The organism is Burkholderia sp. BCC1208 (assembly GCF_902833095.1).
Taxonomy (GTDB): Bacteria; Pseudomonadota; Gammaproteobacteria; order Burkholderiales; family Burkholderiaceae; genus Burkholderia.
The window spans coordinates 360182-378175 of sequence record NZ_CADFDY010000009.1 but is presented as its reverse complement, the minus strand read 5'-3'; the positions used below and the strand labels follow the sequence as shown (position 1 = coordinate 378175).

The 17994-nt window shown below is 71.1% G+C and carries 15 protein-coding genes; 5 read left to right on the top strand and 10 right to left on the bottom strand.

What is annotated here, in order from left to right; genetic code table 11:
* Positions 1–101: 101 nt before the first annotated feature.
* From HWX09_RS23125 to HWX09_RS23090, 8 genes are all read right to left on the bottom strand, one after another.
* The gene (locus HWX09_RS23125; protein ID WP_027785946.1) at positions 102–581 is read right to left on the bottom strand and encodes a BON domain-containing protein; all 480 of its coding nucleotides are present in this window, start codon (positions 579–581) and stop codon (positions 102–104) included.
* Between the two features lie 181 nt (positions 582–762).
* Entirely contained in the window at positions 763–1266 is a 504-nt protein-coding gene (locus tag HWX09_RS23120) for a low affinity iron permease family protein (RefSeq protein WP_027785947.1), read from the bottom strand.
* A gap of 158 nt (positions 1267–1424) precedes the next feature.
* Positions 1425–2165, bottom strand: a complete 741-nt coding sequence (locus HWX09_RS23115) for an FRG domain-containing protein (protein WP_027785948.1) — start codon at positions 2163–2165, stop codon at positions 1425–1427.
* Positions 2166–2292: 127 nt separating this feature from the next.
* The gene (locus HWX09_RS23110; RefSeq protein WP_034185502.1) at positions 2293–2676 is read right to left on the bottom strand and encodes a DUF305 domain-containing protein; all 384 of its coding nucleotides are present in this window, start codon (positions 2674–2676) and stop codon (positions 2293–2295) included.
* Between the two features lie 99 nt (positions 2677–2775).
* A complete protein-coding gene (locus tag HWX09_RS23105) occupies positions 2776–4446 on the bottom strand; it encodes a GMC family oxidoreductase (protein WP_027785950.1) in 1671 nt (556 codons plus the stop codon).
* Positions 4433–5098, bottom strand: coding sequence for a gluconate 2-dehydrogenase subunit 3 family protein (locus tag HWX09_RS23100; protein WP_027785951.1), 666 nt, complete (start codon positions 5096–5098; stop codon positions 4433–4435). Before HWX09_RS23100 ends, HWX09_RS23105 begins: the two co-directional genes overlap by 14 nt.
* Positions 5095–5946 (bottom strand): hypothetical protein, encoded by an 852-nt coding sequence (locus HWX09_RS23095; protein WP_027785952.1) that lies wholly within the window; start codon positions 5944–5946, stop codon positions 5095–5097. The genes HWX09_RS23100 and HWX09_RS23095 overlap by 4 nt, the downstream gene beginning before the upstream one ends.
* A gap of 19 nt (positions 5947–5965) precedes the next feature.
* Positions 5966–7066, bottom strand: coding sequence for an enolase C-terminal domain-like protein (locus HWX09_RS23090; RefSeq protein ID WP_027785953.1), 1101 nt, complete (start codon positions 7064–7066; stop codon positions 5966–5968).
* A gap of 131 nt (positions 7067–7197) precedes the next feature.
* Between HWX09_RS23090 and HWX09_RS23085 the strand changes: the two genes are divergently transcribed.
* Positions 7198–9042 carry a thiamine pyrophosphate-requiring protein gene (locus HWX09_RS23085; protein ID WP_027785954.1) on the top strand — a complete coding sequence of 615 codons (1845 nt, stop codon included), beginning with the start codon at positions 7198–7200 and terminating at the stop codon, positions 9040–9042.
* Between the two features lie 45 nt (positions 9043–9087).
* Here HWX09_RS23085 and HWX09_RS23080 read toward each other — a convergent pair whose 3' ends face one another.
* Together HWX09_RS23080 and HWX09_RS23075 are read right to left on the bottom strand one after the other, a co-directional pair.
* Positions 9088–10866 (bottom strand): glycoside hydrolase family 15 protein, encoded by a 1779-nt coding sequence (locus HWX09_RS23080; protein ID WP_034185542.1) that lies wholly within the window; start codon positions 10864–10866, stop codon positions 9088–9090.
* 5 nt (positions 10867–10871) lie between these two features.
* Positions 10872–11855: an SDR family oxidoreductase gene (locus HWX09_RS23075; RefSeq protein ID WP_027785956.1), complete on the bottom strand. Its 984-nt coding sequence runs from the start codon at positions 11853–11855 to the stop codon at positions 10872–10874.
* 304 nt (positions 11856–12159) lie between these two features.
* Between HWX09_RS23075 and coxB the strand changes: the two genes are divergently transcribed.
* From coxB to HWX09_RS23055, 4 genes are read left to right on the top strand one after another with little or no spacing between them, the layout of a single operon-like run.
* A complete protein-coding gene (gene coxB, locus HWX09_RS23070) occupies positions 12160–13221 on the top strand; it encodes a cytochrome c oxidase subunit II (protein ID WP_027785957.1) in 1062 nt (353 codons plus the stop codon).
* Positions 13222–13234: 13 nt separating this feature from the next.
* The gene (gene ctaD, locus HWX09_RS23065) at positions 13235–15874 is read left to right on the top strand and encodes a cytochrome c oxidase subunit I (protein ID WP_027785958.1); all 2640 of its coding nucleotides are present in this window, start codon (positions 13235–13237) and stop codon (positions 15872–15874) included.
* Entirely contained in the window at positions 15871–16272 is a 402-nt protein-coding gene (locus tag HWX09_RS23060; RefSeq protein ID WP_027785959.1) for a hypothetical protein, read from the top strand. The genes ctaD and HWX09_RS23060 overlap by 4 nt, the downstream gene beginning before the upstream one ends.
* Positions 16263–17840, top strand: a complete 1578-nt coding sequence (locus HWX09_RS23055; RefSeq protein WP_027785960.1) for a cytochrome c — start codon at positions 16263–16265, stop codon at positions 17838–17840. The genes HWX09_RS23060 and HWX09_RS23055 overlap by 10 nt, the downstream gene beginning before the upstream one ends.
* Positions 17841–17994: the final 154 nt, after the last annotated feature.

Sequence of the window (17994 nt, the reverse complement as noted above, 5' to 3'; positions counted from 1 at the left end):
GGTTGGGGCGCCAGGCTGCCGTCGGCCGGCAGCGGTGCGTGCGCCGAATGCGTGTCGTACTCGTTCACCGCCCCCCGCCGGGGCGGGCAACCGCGGCCGCGTCAGTGAGAACGACCGCCGGGCGGCGCCTTGTATTCGCTGCGCGCGCCCATCGCGTCCTCGACGTGATGCACGCCATGCAGGGCGGCGACGCCGTCGATCAATGCCTGCCGTTCGGCCTCCTCGACCTGTCCGGTCAGGCACACGTCGCCGCGCTCGACGCTCACGTCGATGTCGCGCGGGCGAGCGACGAGCCGGCCGAGCGCCGCACGGACGCGTTCGGCGACCTGCACGTCGCTCGCATCGCCCGCGAGCCAGTCCGCCCGCAAGCCGGCGATCGCGCCACGCGCATGGTCGGCCGCCCGCTTCGCCTGCGTATTCGCATAATCGGCGACGCCGTGCCGGCCCGCAACCGCCTTGTCGCGCAGATAAGCGCGTCGCCGCCGGCCGGACGAAGGATCGAGGAAGTACATCGCGGCCGCCCCGCAGGCAATGGCCACCGCAAGATTCAGCAACGGATTCGAAGGGGTTCTGGAGTTCATGGAGGCACCGTAGGCAATACCCGGGACAGCCGGGCTTCGTTTCGGTATGCAGCACGTGCCGTTCCCCGGTGCGAGCGTCGCGCGCAAGCCGTCGCGCGGTAATGCGGCGCCGGAAACGACAAGCGTTTGAAAAATCATCGGGCCGCGCATCGCTCGACCGGAAGATCGGCAGACAGGAGGATCAGGCTTCGGGCGTGTCGGCCGTTTCCGCGCGCCTGGCGCCCGGTTCGTCCTCGCCGCGTTCGGCCGCGCGCTGCGCCATTTCGACGTAGGTCTGCGCCAGCGCGCGCAATTCTTCCTCCGACGCATCCTCGATCCCGATCAGCCGGTCGCTCGCCGCGCGCGTGACCGCGAGCAGTTCGTCGAGCTTCAGGTGCAACGCCACGCTGTCGCGGTTCTGGTTACGTTGCAGCAGGAACACCATCAGGAACGTGATGATCGTGGTGCCGGTATTGATGACGAGCTGCCACGCGTCGGAGTAATGAAACACCGGCCCGCTCACGAGCCACAGCACGGTGATGGCGACCGCGCTGCCGAACGCCACCGGCGAGCCGGCCCAGGTGGTCACGCTCGACGCAAAACGTTCGAATGCGCGGGTGACGCCGTGCCCGGCCGGGCGGGAGCCGGCGCCGGGCTCGCACGCCGTGTCGCGACGCTCGTTCGGTGGTTCGTTGGGTTCGCGCATGAAAGCCTCCGGATTCGATGGTTTGTTGGAATGCGCATGAACCGCGTCGCCACCCGCCGCGAACCGGACGCAAGCTGGCCGCTGGGGTTCGGTCCCATCTGCGCGCCGTCGAGGGGAGCATCGTGCGTGCCCGGCCCCCACGCCCGTGCAGCGCGGCCTCACCGCGGCGCGTGCGTGTCCTCGTCGTCCGGGAAATAGCGCGTGTCGGTCAACTGGGCGATGCCGTCGAGATCCGGAAAGATCGTCGCGACGCTCACGCCAACCCCGGCCAGCTCCTGCCGGATCGTCGCGAACCGGGCGCCCGGCACGACGATGCGCATGAGACGGCCGGCGAGGTCCGCATCCTCGTCGAGCGGCACGAAACGCTCGGCGCCGGCGTCGTAACAGTGAATCGTGAACCAGCCGTCCTGCGCGGTGATCCTCGGCATCACGTGGCGCGGCCGGAACACTTTGGTGCGCGCGACCTGCAGCGGGGCGCGCCGTTCGGCGGCGGTGGCGATGTCGTCGGCGTCGTGCGACAGGCACCACACCACGCCGTCTCCACCCGATTCGCCCGCGCGCCTGACCGCGAACCACAGCGCGGCCAGCGCGTTGCCGGACCAGTCGAGCAGGCGCGTGCGCATCCCGTGCTGCTGCGCGAGCGCGAGCCAGTCGCACGCATCGAGGTTCTGCCCGGGTTCGAGATGCGGCAGCGCGCGCCGCGTGAATTCGTCGAGCATCCGCGCTTCGACGTCGGGCGACGCGCACTGCCGCGCGATGCCCGGCACGAGCGGCCAGCCGGCGTTGCACTGGCCGCGAAAGAGCCGCAGCGCCATCGTCCGGCGCTGCGCACCGATCACGGCCATGTAGTCGGCCACGCTGTCGATCGAGCGGCTTGCCGCGTCGCGTTCATCGTCCATGCATCGCGCCTCCTGTCTCGCCTGCCCATATTCGCGGCGATTGCATCGGCACGTGTCCGATATCGTCGCTTGCCGGATGCGGCGCTACCGGTAGGGCCCGCTGCGTATCGCCGTATCGCATCGCGGTTCACGGCGTCTTGCCGTGCTCCTTCTGCCAGCGCTCCATCAGCGCGATTTCGTCGCGCTGCGCCGCGACGATCCGGCTCGCGAGCTGCCGCAGCGTCGGGTCCTTGCCGTACTTGAGCTCGACCTGCGCCATGTCGATCGCACCCTGGTGATGCGGCGCCATGTGCGCGACGAAATCGCGGTCGGCGTCGCCCGTGTACGGCGCGCTCTCCATCGCCTCCATCATTTTTCGGTCGGCGCGCTTGAACGCCTGGGTGGACGTATCGGGTGCGCTGACCGGATTGGGCGGGCGCAACTGTCCGGCCGCGGGCAGCGCCGACGCGCACGCCGTCAGCAGTGCGCAGGCGGCGCAACGGCGCAGGGATGAACGGTTGAATGTACGCATGAGACGATTCCTCGACAAGAAAGTGAACGGGTTTCGCTTACGGCATCCTCGCGTGCAAGCACCTGTCGTATCGGCTGCCGCTGGGGCCGCGCCGCGAATTCACCGCCATCGCGCACGCGCATGCGCGTCGCCGCGCGCGACCAGTGCGCGAATGCGATCGGCGGTGCGACACGCGATCGCCTGGATCGTCAGCGACGGATTCACGCCGCCGACGGTCGGGAACACCGAGCCGTCGCACACCCACAGGTTCGGGATGTCCCAACTGCGGCAGTCGGCATCGACGACGCTCGTCGCCGGGTCGTCGCCCATCCGCACGGTGCCGGCGAGATGGCATGTGTCGTCCTCCTCGTGCCAGATGTCGCGCGCGCCGGCCGCCTCCAGCGAACGCCCCATCTGCGCGAACGCGTGGCGGATCATCCGGCGGTCGTTGTCGTCGTACGAATAGGTGACGCGCGCGATCGGCAGCCCGAACGCGTCGCGTTCGTCGGCGAGCGTCACGCGGTTGTCCGCGCGCGGCAGCGTCTCGCCGACGATCTTCAGGCCGGCCTGGAAGTTGTAGCGCGCCATCTCGCGCTTCAGCGCGTCGCCCCACAACCCGCGCGCGGCGACCTTGCGCGCCCATTCGATCGGCAGCGGCCCCTGGCTCATCCAGCAGTAGCCGCCGAAGAAATCCTTGCCTTCGTCCGCGTAGTTCCAGTGCTCGGTGATCGACAGCGACGGCGGCCCCTTGTACCAGCGCACTTCGTCGTCCAGCGTCCCCCACGACGCCTGGTTGAGCTGCGCCATCAGGTAGCGGCCGACGAGGCCAGAACGGTTCGCGAGCCCCTGCGGATGCCGCCCGTTCGCGGACAGCAGCAGCAGGCGCGGCGTCTCGATCGCATAACCGGCAACGACGACGTTGCGCGCGCGCTGGAACCGCGTGTGGCCGTCGCGCGCGTAGTGCACGCCGGTCACGCGATCGCCGTCGGCCTCGATGCGCAGCGCCATCGCGAGATCGCGGACTTCGGCGCCGGCCGCGACGGCGCGCGGAATCCACGTGACGAGCGCGCTCTGTTTCGCGTTGGTCGCGCAGCCGGCGATGCAGAAGCCGCGATACACGCACGGATGCGCGCGGCCGCGCGGCGCGGACAGCGTCGCGAGCGGCGTCGGCGTCCAGTCGATGCCCATGGCCTCGGCACCGCGCGCAAGCACGAGCGCGGCCGCGTTCAGTTCGTGGGCGCGATACGGATAGCGCGGGCGCGGCGGCCCCCACGGGTAGTTCACCGGCCCGCTGATCCTCAGCGCCAGCTCGACCTCGCGGTAGTAGCGCCACATCTCGCGCCAGTCGAGCGGCCAGTCGACGCCGTAGCCGAGCGCGGTACGCGAGCGAAACCACTCGGGCCGGAACCGCAGCGACACCATCGCGAAGTGCACGGTGCTGCCGCCGATCGCGCGACCGCTGTTGTTGGTGCCGAGCGTGAGCGGATCGGCGCCGTCGCAGATCCGCTCGTCGGTCCAGAACAGCTTGTGCTGATGCGTCTCGTCCGACGCGAATTCCTCGAGCGGCCGCCACCATGCGCCCGCGTCGAGCGCGACGACCGAGAAGCCGTATTCGGCGAGCTTGCACGCGAGCGTGCCGCCGCCGGCGCCGGTGCCGACGATCACGAAGTCGACCGCCTCGTCGTCGCGGAACATCCGCATCGGCGACCAACCGCCGACCCGCAACGGATCGGGCGCACGGCCGTCGCGGCCGCGCGGCGAGGGGGCGGACAGCGGTTCATCGGCGGCCATCGCGATCGCCCTCCTCCACGCGCAGTTCCGCTTCCCACGGGTCGCGGCGGTTGAAGTCCATCCGCACGTAGCCGCGCGGGCTCGCGGGGCCGCCGAAGCCGATCTCGTTCCATGCGAACGGATGGCCGTAATACGCGCCGCAGATATCCATCAGCACGCGCTTCGCGAAGAACGTGCGCGGGTCCATGCCGTCCCAGGCCGGTTCCACCTTCCGGTCGACGTCACCTTTCTGCACCGCGTGCAGCAACGCGTCGGCGTCGCGCGCACCGAGTGCCGCGAACGCGCAGCCGTGCGCGTGCCGCGCCATCGCGTCGAGCGCGGCGAGGCCCGTCTGCCAGGCTGCACGCAGCGGCGGAAGACGCGCATCGCGATAGCCGTCGCCGTCGTCGGCCGCGAGCCGCGCATCGACCAGCGCGGCGGTCGGAATCGCACCGGCGCCGCCCGGCTGCTGCGGCACGATGCGCGCGCACAATGCGCCGAGCGTCGCGTATCGTTCGGAATCCAGATGACGCGGCGCATTCGCCGCCACGCGCAGGCGCGCATCGATCGCACGCCGCGTCGCATCGTTCCACGACGGCGTATCGCGCTTGGCGAGCACGTCGTAGCCGGGGTAGCGCGGCAGCGCGACCGGTTTGCGGTTCGCGTCGCTCATGACGCCTCCTGTTCGGCGAGCGCGGTCGCGGCCAACCCGGCGATCGCGAGCGCGGTGAAGCTCGGTGGCGCCGGCAGCGGCGGCCCCGACAGCAGGTTCTGCGACCAGTTGCGCCAGCCGCCCATCTGCCGCGCGACGCCGCGCGCATGGAACGCGACGCCGACGAACCCGAGCACGGCCGTCGCGCGCAGCCACCCGCGGCAGAACCGCCGGTCGGCGCGCGGGCGCGACAGCGCGAGCTGGGCAGTCGCCAGCGCGGCAAGCGGCGGCACGACGAGCGGCGCGAACATCGCGCGATGCTGGAAGGCGCCGCGAAAATGCAGCAACCCGACTTCGCCGAGCGTGCCGACGAGCCCCGCCGCGACGAGGCCAGCCAGCGCGCGCCCGGCCGGCAGTCCGGCGAGCCGCGGCGCATCGGCCGGACTCTCGCGCAACCGCTCGCCCGCCGCGCCCAGCGCGCCCGACAGCAGCAGCGCGAACGGCGCGCCGAGCGGTGCGCCATAGAACAGGTTGTGCCAGCTGAAACCACCCGGCCGCTTCGTCACGTTGTACAGGTGGAACGCGGAACCGGCGACGCCGACCGCGGCCGATGCGACGTGCACCGCGTCGCGCAGCCGGTGGCGCGCGGGCGTGTCGTCCGCGTGGCCGTGCACGCTCGCGATCACCGACAGCGTCGACATCGCGAGCGGCGTGAGCATCGCGCGATTGTGAAAGGTGCCGCGATAGTGTTCGACGCCGCTGTCGGCGAGCACCGAGCCGGCCAGCAGCAACGCGCTGCGGTTCAGCAGTCGCGCGGCGTCGGCCAGCAACCTGTCGCGCTCGGCCGCGCGATGTCGGTGGTGTCGCATCGTTCCTCCTCCTCGGCAGTCAGAGCGCGAAATCCAGCAGGTCGGCGGTGCGCAATTCAAGGCCGAACCCGGGGCGCGCCGCGTCGATTTCCAGTGCGCCGTCGACGAGCATCGGCGCGCCGTCGAACAGCATCCGCTCGATGCGGACGTGATCGTGAAACCATTCGACGTGGCGCAGGCGCGGCGCCGCGCATCCGATGTGCCGGTGCAGCGCGGGCGCGCAATGCGCGGACAGGTCGACGTGGTGCGCATCGGCAAGCGCGGCGGCCGCGAGAAAGCCGCTGACGCCGCCGCAGCGCGTCGCGTCGGCCTGCAGCACGTCGACCGCCCGGCCTTCCAGCAATCGCCGGAAATCGTCGGGCGTATACGCGTACTCGCCGGCCGCGACGTCGACTCGCGCGCCGACCTGCTCGCGCACGAAGCGCAGCCCGGCGACGTCGTCGCTGCTGACGGGCTCCTCGAACCAGCGAATGTCGCAATCGGCGGCCGCCTGCGCGAACGCGAGCGCGGTGCGCGGCGCGTACGCGCCGTTCGCATCGACGAACAGGTCGACGCCCGGCCCGAGCGCATCGCGCGCCGCCTGCACGCGCGACGGATCGCGCGCATCCTGCACGCCGATCTTGATCTTGCACGCGTGCACGTGCTCGGCGCGCCATCCTTCGAGTTGCGCGGCGAGCGTCGGCGCATCGTAAGTCGTGAACCCGCCGCTGCCGTACACCGGCACGCGTTCGCGCAGGCGGCCCAGCAGCAATGCGAGCGGCACGTCGGCGAGTTTCGCCTTCGCGTCCCACAGCGCGGCATCGAGCGCCGAAATCGCGGTGGCCGCGATCCCGCTGCGGCCGAGGTTGCGCACCGCGCGCCACAACGCATCGACAGCGGCCGGGATGTCCACCACCGGCCGGTTGCGCACCACGCCGGCCAGCAGCGACGTCACGAGCGGCACGGCGCTCGCATCCGTATACGTATAGCCGAGCCCCGTCACAGGCCCCGCGTCGATCTCGACGACGACGACCGTCGTCGCGGTCCATGCATAGGTGCCGTCGGCTTCGGGTCGGTCGGTCGGCACGCGATACGCGCGAGCACGCACGTCGTCGATCGCCGGTGCGGCGGAAAGCGCCATCGTTACGCTCCGGTCAGCTTGCTTTTTGCTTGCGGACAGCGCGTGCAACCGCTGTGCCCGACGCACGCGGCGCGGCACGTGCCTTGCGCGGCAGCCTCGCATCGGCTCATTCCGAACCAAGGAGAAACGGCATGGCGACAGTGGCGGATTTCATCGTCGAGCGGCTGTACGCGTGGGGCGTGCGCCGCATCTACGGCTACCCGGGCGACGGCATCAACGGCTTTTTCGGCGCGCTGAACCGCGCGGACGGCAAGATCGAATTCATCCAGGCGCGCCACGAGGAGATGGCGGCCTTCATGGCGTCCGCGCATGCAAAATTTACAGGCGAGCTCGGCGTATGCGTCGCGACGTCGGGCCCCGGCGCCGCCCACCTCGTGACCGGCCTGTACGACGCGCGACTCGACCACATGCCGGTGCTCGCGATCGTCGGTCAGCAGGCGCGCGCCGCGCTCGGCGGCCACTATCAGCAGGAAGTGGATCTTCCGGCGCTTTACAAGGACGTTGCGGGCGCATTCGTCCAGCTTGCGACGGTGCCGGGCCAGGTGCGTCATCTGGTCGACCGCGCGGTGCGCACCGCGCTCGGCGCGCGCACGGTGACCGCGCTCGTGCTGCCGAACGACCTGCAGGAGCTCGACTACGCGCCGCCGAAACGCGCGCACGGCACCGTGCATTCGGGGGTCGGCTATACGGCGCCGAAAGTCGTGCCGTATGCGGACGACCTGCGCCGCGCGGCCGACGTGCTCAACGCGGGGTCGAAAGTCGCGCTGCTGGTCGGCGCTGGCGCGCTGCGCGCGACCGACGAGGTCATCGCGGTGGCCGACCGGCTCGGCGCGGGCGCCGCGAAAGCGCTGCTCGGCAAGGCCGCACTGCCGGACGACCTGCCGTGGGTCACCGGCTCGATCGGGCTGCTCGGCACCAAGCCGAGCTACGAGCTGATGACCGAATGCGACACGCTGCTGGTCGTCGGCTCCGGTTTTCCGTATTCGGAATTCCTGCCGAAGGAAGGCCAGGCGCGCGGCGTGCAGATCGACCTGAAGGCCGACATGCTGAGCCTGCGCTACCCGATGGAAGTCAATCTGGTCGGCGACAGCGCCGAGACGCTGCGCGCGCTGCTGCCGCTGCTGAACGAGCGGCGCGATACCGCGTGGCGCGACCGGATCGCCAAATGGAACCACGACTGGCACGACACGCTCGCGGCCCGCGCGGCCGCGAAGGCCAGCCCGGGCCGCGGCGTGAATCCGCAGCGCGCGTTTACCGAGCTGTCGCCGCGCCTGCCCGACGACGTGATCTTGACGAGCGATTCGGGCTCCTGCGCGAACTGGTATGCGCGCGACCTGATGATGCGGCGCGGGATGATGGGCTCGCTGTCCGGCGGGCTCGCGTCGATGGGCGCCGCGGTGCCCTATGCGATCGCCGCGAAATTCGCGTATCCGGTGCGCCCGGTGATCGCGATGGTCGGCGACGGCGCGATGCAGATGAACAACATGGCCGAGCTGATCACGGTCGCCAAATACTGGCGCCAGTGGCCCGACCCGCGCTGGATCTGCATGGTGCTGAACAACGAGGACCTGAACCAGGTCACGTGGGAGCAGCGCGTGATGGAAGGCGACCCGAAGTTCGACGCGTCGCAGCAGATCCCGAACGTGCCCTACTACCGCTTCGCGACGCTGCTCGGCCTCAAGGGCATCTACGTCGACGATCCGGAGCAGCTCGGCGCCGCGTGGGAAGAGGCGCTCGCGTCCGACCGGCCGGTCGTGCTCGAGGTGAAGAGTGACCCCGAGGTGCCGCCGCTGCCGCCGCACGTGACGCTGCAGCAGGCGAAGCATTTCGCCGAAACGCTGGTGAAAGGCGACGCGCGCGAAGCCAACGTGATCGTCGAGACCGCGCGGCAGGTGCTGTCGGCCGTGCTGCCCGGCAACGGCGAGCACGGCGACAAGCGCGGCAAGGACGACAAGGGAGGGAAAGGCGAATCGTAAGCAAGGCAGGCGCGGAACGGCGTGGCACCTGGTTAGCGTAGTCGCCTAGTCGATGTCGACGTCGTCCCGCCCGTCGCCCTGCAGCGCGAGCGCCGCATTCACGAGCCCGACCTGCGCGAGCGTGAACGGAAAATTCCCGCACATGCGCCGCGCGTTCACGTCGTATTCCTCGGACAGCAGCCCGACGTCGTTGCGCAAGCCGAGCAGCCGCTCGAACAGCGCGTGCGCGTCGTCGTCGCGCCGCTGCATCCGGTACACCTGCACGAGCCAGAAGCCGGCCGCGAGAAACGCGCCTTCGTCGCCTTCGCAGCCGTCCCCGAAACGCGGCGGCCGATAGCGGAACGGCAGGCCGTCGTCGACCAGCTCACGCTCGATCGCGGCGACCGTCGCGACGACGCGCGGATCGGACGCGTCGAGCATCCCCGTGAGCGGAATCAGCAGCAGGCTGACGTCGATGCCGTCGCCGTCGAAACGATCGACGAAGCGGCCGAGCCGCGCGTGATAGCCGTGCTCGAGCACTTCCGCACGCACCGCGTCGGCCCAGCGCCGCCACACGGCGAGCGGCGCGTGATGGCCGAATGCGCGTGCGGACCGGTACGCGCTTTCGACCGCGGCCCATACCATCACCTTCGACGACGTGAATGGGTGCCGCCCGCTGCGCACCTCCCAGATACCTTCGTCCGGCTCGCGCCAGATCGTCGCGAGATGTTCGAGCAGGCGCCGCTCGAGCGTCCACGCGTCGTCGTCGGGCGGCAGCCCATGCCGGCGTGCCTGGTACAGCGCACCGAGCACCTCGCCGTACACGTCGAGCTGCAACTGGTCGGCCGCCGCGTTGCCGAAACGCACCGGCCGCGCGCCTTCATAGCCGGCCAGATGCGTGGCCTCCCACTCGGCCGCGCGCCGGCCGCCGTCGGCCGCATACAGCACCTGCAATTGCGACGGGTGATCGGCGATCGCGCGCACGAGCCAGTCGCGCCAGCGGGCGGCTTCGTCGCGATAGCCGCAGCGCACCAGCGCGCGCAGCGTGAAGCTCGCATCGCGCAGCCAGCAGAACCGGTAGTCCCAGTTGCGCGCGCCGCCCAGGCGCTCGGGCAACGAACTGGTCGGTGCCGCGACGATGCCGCCGGTGCGCAGGCTCGACAGCAGTTTGATCGTGATCAGCGCGCGTTCGATCGCGTCGCGATACGGGCCGTCGGCCGCGTTGCAATCGGACCAGGCGCGCCAGAATGCCTGCGTGTCGCGCAGCGACGCATACGCATCGGGCACCGCCGGCGCCGCGTCGAACGAACGCGCATAACTGATGCAGAAATCCGTCCGCTCGCCGGCCGAGATCCGGAGCGTGCCGACGAGCCGGTCGCTCTGCACGTCGAGCCGGGCATCCGTGTCGAGCCACATCGCATCGCCGCCCGTCATCATCCGCCAGCGCCGGCCGAAACGCCGGCACCACGGCAGCGCGCTGCCATAGTCGAAGCGCACGCCGAGATCGACGTCGACGTCGACCGTCCCGCGCTCGCCGCACACGCTGCGCATCAGACACGGATCGGCCGAGTTCCAGCTCATCCAGTCGGTGATCACGACGCAGCCGGACGGTGTTTCGAACGTCGTTTCGAGTATCGCGGTGCCGGGCAGATAGCGCCGCGTCACGCGCGCATCCGGCTCGCTCGGCGCAATCCGGAACCGGCCGTTGTCCGGCGTACCGACGAGTGCGGCAAAGCACGGCGGCGAATCGAAATCCGGCCAGCACAGCCAGTCGATGCTGCCGTCGCGGGCGACGAGCGCCGCACTGCGACCGTCGCCGACGAGCGCGTAATCCTCGATCCGCATCGCGCTCACCGGTTCCATTTGCGCGTGACGGCAAACGCGGTCGCGAGCACGGCGACCGCCGCGCCGAATGCGAGCGCACGCGACGCGCCGAGCCCGGCCTCGGCGCCCGTGCGGTGCGCTTCGTCGGTGAACGCGCCGCGCGTCGCATGCCCGCCGGGCACGGTCGTCCACAGGTTCGACGGGCGCGGGCCGGCCGGCTCGGCGCGCTGCTGGCCGCGCACCGCCGTGCGTGCGAGATAGCGGTCGAAGCAGCCGGGCGCGATACCGTTCGCAACGATCGCCGCGAGCGACGACCAGCCGACCCAGCGCTCGCGGCACGGATACCGCGCGGCGTGCACGATCGCGTCGGCCGCCACCTCCGGCGCATAGACCGGCGCGACCGGCCGCGGTGCGTGCGGCAGCACGGATTCGGCCCAGTCGAACTGCGGCGTGTCGATCGCGGGCAATTGCACCATCGTCACGCGCACACGGCTGTGCGCATGCAGCAGCTCGCAGCGCAGCGCGTCGGTGAAGCCGCGGATCGCGTGTTTCGCGCCGCAGTACGGCGCTTGCAGCGGAATCGACCGGTACGCGAGCGCGGAGCCGACCTGCACGATCGTGCCGCGGTTGCGCGGCGCCATCCGTGCGAGCGCGGCCCGCGTGCCGTATACGCAGCCGAGGTAGGTGACGGCCGTCACGCGCGCATAGTCTTCCGGCGAGATCGCGTCGAACGGCGCGAACACGGTGACCATCGCGTTGTTGACCCACACGTCGAGCGGCCCGAGCTCGTGTTCGATCCGCTCGGCTGCCGCGTCGAGCGCGGCCGCATCGCTGACGTCGACGGCGATCGGCAACGCCCGGACGCCGTACGCACGCACCTCGCACGCGGTGTCATCCAGTGCGCCCGGATCGCGCGCGAGCAGCGCGACGTTCGCGCCGCGCCGCGCGAATGCGTGGGCGGTCGCGCGGCCGACGCCGGCGCTTGCGCCGGTGATCGCGACGGTCTTCACGGTCGGTTCCTCCCGTTGTCCGATGAGGGCCGGCACGCCTACGAGGCTTTCGCGCCGCAGCATGCCGGAACGGGATCGGCGCAGCAAACGACATGCCGCGCCGGCCACGCCGGCCCTCGGAGGCCGTATTGCCCCGATGCGTGCCGTGAACGGTCACCCAATTTACAAAGCGGCTGTAACGCACCGGCCGTTGCGCGCGCAATCCCGCGTCCCCACGGCGGCCTACGAGCGAGCCGCGTGCGCACGAAACTTGCTCGGCCGCGAACGGCTTTCGTCATGCCGCCGCATTCGGCAAGGAGTCGCGTTGCTCGTTCCGCTGTCCAGGAAAACGCGTCATATCGCATGCATCGCACCGTTCGCGTGGGCGGTCGCGCCGCTGGTCGCGCGCGCGGCCGCCGAGCCTGCGGAGCCCGGCAATCCGGCCGCACCGCTGCCGCTCGCCTACGTCATGCACGCAGCCGGCCCCGCGGCACAGCCGGTCCTCGTGCTCGGCTGGGCGCTGCTCGCGCTGTGCACGTTCGTCTGCGTCGCGATCGCCGTGCTGTTGCTGATCGCGCTGTTTCGCCGTCGCGCGCAGGCGGGCGGCGGCCACGGCAGCGGGCTGACGATCGTGACCGTGGGCTCCGCGATCTCGATCCTGCTGCTGTTCGGCGCGCTCGTCTACATGCTGCGCGTGCTGGGCGCGATCGCGGCGCCGCCGCGCCCGCCCGCGCTGACGATCACGGTGACCGCGCAAGACTGGTGGTGGGCCGTTCGTTATCCGGACGATGCCGGCGGGCCGGCCTTCGTCACCGCGAACGAAATCCATATTCCGGTGGGCGAACCGATCGCGATCGAACTGAAGAGCGCCGACGTGATCCATGCGTTCTGGGTGCCGCAACTCGCCGGCAAGACCCAGACGATTCCCGGCCAGACCAATCGCCAATGGCTGCAGGCCGACCGGCCGGGCATCTATCGCGGGCAGTGCTCGCAATACTGCGGCGCGCAGCATGCCCACATGGCGTTCGAAGTCGTGGCCGAGCCGCCGGCCGCGTTCCGTGCATGGCTCGCCGCGCAACGCCAGCCGGCCCCGGCGCCCACGGCGGGCGCCGGGGTCGAGCGCCGCGGCCAGCGCGTGTTCGCCGCGCGCTGCGCGGGCTGCCACGCGGTGCGCGGCACCGACGCGACGGGCGACGCGGGCCCCGATCTCACGCACGTCGGCACGCGCCGGCTGCTCGCGGCCGGCACGCTCGACAACACGCCCGACAACCTGCGCCGGTGGATCGCGCATGCGCAGCAGATCAAGCCGCAATCGCTGATGCCGTCGATCGCGCTCGCGCCGCGCGACGCCGACGATCTCGCCGCGTATCTCGCGACGCTGCACTGAACCGAGGATGCCGATGGCCATTGCCCACGACACGCCCACCCCGCTCAGCCGCGTACCCGACCTCGGCGAAGCGCCGCCCGGTTCCGCGCACGAGCGCGCGCTGGCCGAGCAGTGGGAATCGGAACCCGGCTGGCGCGGCTGGCTCGGCACCGTCGATCACAAGCGCATCGGGCTGCGCTACATCGTCACCGCGTTCGTGTTCCTGCTGCTCGGCGGCGTCGAGGCGCTCGTGATGCGCATCCAGCTCGCGCGGCCGAACGCGACGCTGCTCACGCCCGCGCAATACGATTCGCTGTTCACGATGCACGGCGTCACGATGATCTTCCTCTACGCGCTGCCGGTGCTGTCCGGCTTCGCGAACTACCTGTGGCCGCTGATGCTCGGCTCGCGCGACATGGCGTTCCCGCGGCTGAACGCGTTCTCGTACTGGGCGTTCCTGTTCGCCGGGCTGTTCCTGTACGCGAGCTTTCCGCTCGGCGCGGTGCCGGACGGCGGCTGGTTCAACTACGTGCCGCTGACGTCGCTCGACTACAGCGCCGGCGCGAACATCGACATCTATGCGCTCGGGATGATCCTGCTCGGCATCTCGACGACGGGCGGCGCCGCGAACTTCGTCGTCACGCTGCTGCGGATGCGCGCGCACGGCATGTCGATCGACCGGCTGCCGATCATCGTGTGGGGCACGCTGACCGCGTCGGTCGCGAACCTGGTCGCGGTGCCGTCGGTGAGCCTCGCGTTCCTGCTGCTGTGGCTCGACCGCAATGCCGGCACGCATTTCTTCGACGTCGCGCACGGCGGCCGGCCGCTGTTGTGGCAGCACCTGTTCTGGATGTTCGCGCATCCGTGGGTGTACGTGGTCGTGCTGCCGGCAATGGGGATCGTGTCCGACGCGCTGCCGACCTTCTGCCGGCGGCCGCTCGTCGCATACGAGGCCGTCGCGGTGTCGACCGTGGCGACGATGCTGATCGGCTTCGAGGTGTGGGTCCACCACATGTTCGCGACGGGCATCGCGCCGCTCGCGCTGGCGTTCTTCGGCGCCGCGAGCATGCTGATTTCGATCCCGAGCGCGGTCGCGGTGTTCGCGTGGATCGCGACGATCTGGACCGGCCGCCCCGTGTTCCGCACGCCGTTCCTGTATTTCGCGGGCTTCGTGCTGATGTTCGTGATCGGCGGCGTGTCGGGCGTGATGACCGCGGCCGTGCCGCTCGACTGGCAGCTCACCGATACGTACTTCGTCGTCGCGCACCTGCATTACGTGCTGCTCGGCATCAACGTGTTTCCGGTGCTCGGCGGCGTCACGTACTGGTTCCCGAAGTTCACCGGGCGGATGATGAACGAGCGGTTCGGCCGCTGGACCTTCTGGGTCGTGCTGGTGGGCTTCAATCTCGGCTTCTTCCCGATGCACGTCTCCGGGCTGCTCGGGATGCCGCGCCGCATCTATACCTATCCGTCCGGGATGGGCTGGGACACGTCGAACCTGCTGACGACGATCGGCTCGTTCGTGTTCGGGATCGGCATCGTGATGTTCGTCGTCAACGCGCTGCTGAGCGCGCGGCGCGGCGCGCGCGCCGGCGACAACCCGTGGGGCGGGGCCGGCCTCGAATGGTCGGTCGCGTCGCCGACGCCCGTGTACAACTTCGCGGTGCTGCCGCTCGTCGCGTCGCGGCATCCGCTGTGGGAAACGCGCGACGATCCGAAGCGCACCAGCCTGCGGGTCGGCTACCGGCTCGCGGACGGGCGCGAGGCGCTCGCGGTCACGCCGCTCGCCGCGACACCCAGCGCGATCCTGAAGATGCCCGAAGACAGTTGCGTGCCGTTCGTGCTCGCGCTGCTGGCGACCGCCGTGTTCGCGGCGATGCTCGCGCGCTCGCCGACCCTCGTCTGCGTGGCGCTCGCCGGTTGCGCGATCGCCACCGCCGCTTGGCTGTGGCCGCGCCGCACGCTCGGGCAGCGCGCGCGCCTGCCGGCCCGCGCCGACACGCAGGCGCCCGCCGCGGCGGCCGGGCCGCATCCGGACGAGCCGCCGTCGGCGACGGCCCCGGCCGGCGCGCCGGCCGCGTGCATCGAGCCGCTGCCGGTTGGCAGTTGCGGCGAGCGCGCGGGCGGCTGGTGGGGCGTGCTCACGCTGATCGTGACCGAGGCCGGGCTGTTCGGCTACCTGCTGTTCTGCTACTTCTACCTGCAGTCGCAGTGGTCCGCCCCGTGGCCGCCCGAAGGGATGCCGAAGATCGGGCTCGCGGCCGCCAACACGGTCGTGCTGCTGTCGAGCAGCGTGTTCGTGTGGCTCGCGGAACGCGCGGTACGCGCCGGCAGGCAGGCGCGCGCGGTCGCGATGCTCGTCGTCGCGCTGGTGCTCGGCACCGCGTTCGCGCTGGTCCAGCTGCACGAATGGCGCGACCATCCGTACGGCCCGACCGCGCATCTGTACGGCAGCCTCTACTTCACGATCACCGGGTTCCACCTCGCGCACGTCGTGGCCGGCCTCGCGATCCTCGCGCTGCTCGCCGGGTGGACGGCCGCCGGGTTCTTCGGCCGCGAGCGACGCGTCGCGCTGACCGTCGGCGGGCTCTACTGGCACTTCGTCGACATCGTGTGGCTGTTCATCTTCACCGCGCTGTACGTATCGCCATTCTGGCTGAGGAGTACCGGATGAACGACGCCCGCCGCGCGTGGACCCCGCTGCTCGCGATCGCGGCCGGCCTCGTCGGCGCGCCCGCGCTGTGGTTCGCGCAGATGCTCGTGTCGGAGACGCTCGCGTCCACCGCGTGCTATCCGCTCGGTGTCGCGCAGGCCGCGCCGCGCTGGGCGCACGTCGGCGTGTGGCTCGCGCTGATCGCCGCGGGCGCGTTCGCGCTGGCCGCGGCCTGCGCGACGTGGCTCGCGCGTGCGTGGCGACACCGGCACGATGCCGATGCGCCGGCCGCGACGCGCGACGACAGTACGCGCTTTCTCGCGCGCTGCGGCATGCTCGCCGCGCTCGGCTTCGTGATCGGTCTGGTGTTTACGGGGATCGTCACCGCTTTCGTGGGGCCTTGCAGCCCATGGCGCTGATCTCGTTCGCTTCGTGCTTCGTACCGGGCCGCCGCGCGGGTATCGCGCTCGCGGTATGCACCGCGCTCTGCGCGTGCGACATGCAGCGCGACGACGACGCGGCCGCCGCCAGCGACACGGCCGGCGCCGCATCGGCGGCGCAAGCGCCCGAGCCCGCGTCGGGCTGGCGGTTCGTGCGGATCCGCACGTCGGCGGCCGATGCCGGCGCGTCGATGTCCGCTCGCGCGAGAGACGATCCGCGGCTTTCCCGATCGCGGGATGCGAGCGCAGCGGATTCCGGCGCATCGAGCGCGGCCGCCCCGCCGCCCCATGCGGCTTCCGCGTCGACCGCCCGGCGCCCGGTGATCGCCGCGGCGGCCGCGAGCGCCGACGCCGCGACGCTCGCGCGCGGCCGCTACCTCGCGCTCGCGGGCGATTGCGCCGCGTGCCACGACGCGGCCGACCATACGCCGTACGCGGGCGGCCAGCCGGTGAATTCGCCATTCGGGCCGATCTATGCGCCGAACATCACACCGGACCCGACGCACGGGATCGGCCATTACACGCTGCACCAGTTCGACGATGCATTGCGGCGCGGCGTGCGCGCGGACGGCAGCCGGTTGTATCCGGCCATGCCGTACCCGTCGCTCGCGCACCTGAGCGACGACGACGTGCGCGCGTTGTATGCGTATTTCATGCGCGGCGTCGCGCCTTCCCCGAACGCGGCGAAGCTCACGCAATTGCCGTTTCCGTTCAACCAGCGCTGGGCGCTCGGGCTGTGGAGCCTCGCATTCGCGAACCGCGACCGGTTCACGCCGCAGCCGTCGCAATCGGCGGACTGGAATCGCGGCGCATATCTCGTGCAGGGGCTCGGCCATTGCGGCGCATGTCATACGCCGCGCGGGCCGGCCTACAACGAACGCGGTTACAACGAGCGCAGCCCTGCGTTCCTCACCGGCGGCATCAACGATCACTGGTTCGCGCCGAACCTGACCGGCGCGGACCCGGACGGCCTCGGCCGCTGGTCGGCCGACGACATCGCGACGTTCCTGCGCAGCGGCCATGCGGCGCGCGGCGCGGTGTTCGGCGCGATGGCGCCGGTCGTCGGCGAAAGCACCGCGTTGCTGACGGACGCCGACCGCCATGCGATCGCCGTGTACCTGAAGTCGTTGCCGGCGCAACCGACCGCCGCGACGAATCCGCTGGGGGTCGGCGTCCCGCGGCTGACGGCCGCCGGCCCTCGCCCGGAAGGCGGCCAGCAGGCGCCGGGAGCCGGCGTGTTCGCGGGGTTCTGCGCGCGTTGCCACGGCGCGGACGGGACGGGCGTGCGCGACCACGGGCCGCCGCTCGCGGGCAGTTCGATCGTCGTGGCGGCCGATCCGACCAGCGCGATCCGGATCGTGGTCGAAGGCGCGCGGCCCGCGCCCGGGACGCCAGGGCCGGTGCAGCGGATGCCGGCGATGCGCGGCGCGCTGACGAGCGCCGAGATCGCCGCGGTGGTCAGCTACGTGCGCGGCGCGTGGGGGAATCGGGCCGCGCCGGTGTCGGAGCAGGACGTGAGGCGGTTGCGGGCGGCGATACATCGGTAGCGGCGTGCTGCGCGCGGGGCTTCCCGGACGATGCAGGCCGTTCTGCGTCGACTCGTCGCCGCCACACAACACCACGACGATCGTCTTTCCGCGGACGCGTTGTGCGTCAGATCCGTAGGCACCGTGAACGCGCCCGGCTCACGGCCCCCGGAAC

What these genes read in the sequence shown, in the direction of transcription:
- HWX09_RS23090 (WP_027785953.1), bottom strand. Translation starts at nt 7,066, where the DNA reads ATGGCGCTTTCCGCCGCACCGGCGATCGACGACGTGCGTGCTCGCGCG.
- HWX09_RS23060 (WP_027785959.1), top strand. Translation starts at nt 15,871, where the DNA reads ATGAACGACGCCCGCCGCGCGTGGACCCCGCTGCTCGCGATCGCGGCC.
- HWX09_RS23115 (WP_027785948.1), bottom strand. Translation starts at nt 2,165, where the DNA reads ATGGACGATGAACGCGACGCGGCAAGCCGCTCGATCGACAGCGTGGCC.
- HWX09_RS23105 (WP_027785950.1), bottom strand. Translation starts at nt 4,446, where the DNA reads ATGGCCGCCGATGAACCGCTGTCCGCCCCCTCGCCGCGCGGCCGCGAC.
- HWX09_RS23055 (WP_027785960.1), top strand. Translation starts at nt 16,263, where the DNA reads ATGGCGCTGATCTCGTTCGCTTCGTGCTTCGTACCGGGCCGCCGCGCG.
- HWX09_RS23125 (WP_027785946.1), bottom strand. Translation starts at nt 581, where the DNA reads ATGAACTCCAGAACCCCTTCGAATCCGTTGCTGAATCTTGCGGTGGCC.
- HWX09_RS23100 (WP_027785951.1), bottom strand. Translation starts at nt 5,098, where the DNA reads ATGAGCGACGCGAACCGCAAACCGGTCGCGCTGCCGCGCTACCCCGGC.
- HWX09_RS23120 (WP_027785947.1), bottom strand. Translation starts at nt 1,266, where the DNA reads ATGCGCGAACCCAACGAACCACCGAACGAGCGTCGCGACACGGCGTGC.
- HWX09_RS23085 (WP_027785954.1), top strand. Translation starts at nt 7,198, where the DNA reads ATGGCGACAGTGGCGGATTTCATCGTCGAGCGGCTGTACGCGTGGGGC.
- ctaD (WP_027785958.1), top strand. Translation starts at nt 13,235, where the DNA reads ATGGCCATTGCCCACGACACGCCCACCCCGCTCAGCCGCGTACCCGAC.
- HWX09_RS23080 (WP_034185542.1), bottom strand. Translation starts at nt 10,866, where the DNA reads ATGCGGATCGAGGATTACGCGCTCGTCGGCGACGGTCGCAGTGCGGCG.
- HWX09_RS23110 (WP_034185502.1), bottom strand. Translation starts at nt 2,676, where the DNA reads ATGCGTACATTCAACCGTTCATCCCTGCGCCGTTGCGCCGCCTGCGCA.
- HWX09_RS23095 (WP_027785952.1), bottom strand. Translation starts at nt 5,946, where the DNA reads ATGCGACACCACCGACATCGCGCGGCCGAGCGCGACAGGTTGCTGGCC.